This is a genomic window from Bartonella sp. MU70NMGDW (genome assembly GCF_042194085.1).
Lineage (GTDB): Bacteria > Pseudomonadota > Alphaproteobacteria > Rhizobiales > Rhizobiaceae > Bartonella > Bartonella grahamii.
This window is the reverse complement of the sequence record NZ_JBHIMK010000212.1, coordinates 1-2072: the sequence shown is the minus strand read 5'-3', so window position 1 is coordinate 2072 and position 2072 is coordinate 1. Positions and strand designations below refer to the sequence as shown.

The following is a 2072-nucleotide window of genomic DNA, read 5'->3' as shown; positions in this document are numbered from 1 at the left end:
GTTTTGCTTTCGGGATTAGCACCAAGGCGCCCGATTAACGTCACTTTATTTAGCATATTTGTAGCCCCATTAGATTATCAATTTATACATAAAAAATCTTAGCATAATTTGCGTATTTATTCAATTATTTCAGTTTATTAATAACAGTTTTTTAATGTATTACATTATAATATTATTTGACAAATTATTCATCAAAAAACCATGTCACACAAATGGCACGGCTTTCTTATTTCTACTTTTAACTTTTCAATAAATATTCTTTCATTAAGAGTCTGTATCAAACTTTTTTGTTCGATTTATTGTTGACTATCGAACCTTTTTGTGCGATATTCATTTTATGCAGAAAGGGGAGGCTAAATGAAACGAGAAGCACTGCTTAGAGAGTTACGTAAAGAAGCCAGAAAAAGAGGCATTCATTACAGTGAAGCTCCTGATGCAGGTAAAGGGTCACATTATTTGGTAACTTTTGGAGATAAGACAACCGTTATAAAATCTGGTGAATTGACTCCACTTTACGTGAAAATAATAAAAAAGCAGTTGGGGGTATGAGTTACTCTCTCAACGGCTTTAATTTTTCGTTTCAAAAGCATTTCGATTATGGCGAGGAGACCTAAACATGGAATACACGTATCAAGCAAAACTGGAATCTGATCCAGATGGTGGTTTTATTGTAACCTTTCCAGATGTACCAGAAGCAATAACAGCTGGAGAAAATAGAACTGAGGCATTAGAGAATGCTGTTGAAGCTTTAGGGTTAGCATTACGGAGCTATCCTATGCGCGGTTTACCTTTACCAGTACCACAGCAATATAAAGACCTTGTAGAGGTCACGGTAGATGCTTGGAATGCTCTTAAACTTGCAGTGGTAGAAGCCTTTAATGAAGCGAATATCACAAAAACAGAATTGGCACATCGTTTGGGTAAAAAAGAAACAGAAGCAAGACGCATTCTTGATCCAAATTATCCAACTAAGCTTCAAACACTAGAGCAAACACTGAGTGTTCTTGGCAAGCAAGTTGTTATCACAATCAAAAATGCGGCTTAACTTCCTCCCCACTTTTAAAATGGGGAGTTATGTTTTTAAATCTAAGCTGCTTTTACGGCAGACCTTGCTAGAACCTGTTTTGCTTCTTTAATGAGAGCTTTATATTTTCTGTTTTCTTCATCTACTCTGAAGGCATCAAGAAGACGCACATGAATTGGACCTAAAAGATATAAAACTTTTTCACCAGCGTTCTACCTTCCCAATAGCTTGGCAAATCAAAGCGCGTATCACGATTATAATCAACAGATTGGTTTCTCAGTTTCTTTTCACACTCAATAAAGTAACGGCGTGCTTGACGTCCTTTCTCATTGCGTTCAACCATTGAGAGCTCTTTCGCCATGTCTAGAGTGAGATGATATTCTATTGCTGTAACAGCTCTAGATTTTGCGCTTCCCAATTTTGGGAACCGCAAATCTTGTGTTTTTATGAAATCTTTACCTTCTTCAAATGTATATTGATTAATACGATCTGTAATCCAAGTAGCGAAACGTTTTCCTATTTCCATGAATGCGTGTAACTCACGCGCATTGACCGTTTGCACAATTTCTTGTTCAATAATTTTTTCTGATATTTTAATGAGTGTGTTCATAATATTGGTTCCTTTGTTTTAAAAGTTTAAGTATCCAGGGCTAAAACAACCGAACCAATTCAGTCCTTCACATCTTTAGGTTACCCTTGGACATACATGTGAAGACCCTGGAATAATAAAATGAAGGGCAACAGATCTTTCGGGATACTGTTGAACCGATTGGTTACAGGTGTTTTAAGCCTGCCTCGTAACCTAATGGCTTTTAAAAATTTGTCAAGTTGTTCCTGATATGAGTTAGCATCTAATCATTGTTTTTTCAGAAGCTTCCGATAATTTTTTGATCTCTTTATTGATCTCATCTATAAGAGGTTCGTAATTGAGAACGCTTTTCGGAATATTTCCACCGTAAACCCAAGCTTTCACTTGCGCTTTGGTACTAAAATCGGCATTCTTAGGTGTTTTGTAATACTGTCCGCCATCAAACTTTTCACACTCTCT

At 36.4% G+C, this 2072-nt stretch carries 2 protein-coding genes and 2 pseudogenes; 2 read left to right on the top strand and 2 right to left on the bottom strand.

Going from position 1 to position 2072, the window contains the following annotated elements:
• Nucleotides 1-357: 357 nt before the first annotated feature.
• Nucleotides 358-549, top strand: coding sequence for a hypothetical protein (locus ACFIKE_RS09835; RefSeq protein ID WP_004859817.1), 192 nt, complete (start codon nucleotides 358-360; stop codon nucleotides 547-549).
• Between the two features lie 67 nt (nucleotides 550-616).
• Nucleotides 617-1045, top strand: a complete 429-nt coding sequence (locus ACFIKE_RS09830; RefSeq protein WP_375649644.1) for a type II toxin-antitoxin system HicB family antitoxin — start codon at nucleotides 617-619, stop codon at nucleotides 1043-1045.
• 41 nt (nucleotides 1046-1086) lie between these two features.
• Here ACFIKE_RS09830 and ACFIKE_RS09825 read toward each other — a convergent pair.
• Together ACFIKE_RS09825 and ACFIKE_RS09820 are read right to left on the bottom strand one after the other, a co-directional pair.
• Nucleotides 1087-1634, bottom strand: a pseudogene (locus ACFIKE_RS09825) (antA/AntB antirepressor family protein).
• A 234-nt stretch (nucleotides 1635-1868) separates the two neighbouring features.
• Nucleotides 1869-2072: pseudogene (locus ACFIKE_RS09820) on the bottom strand (hypothetical protein); the annotation flags it as partial.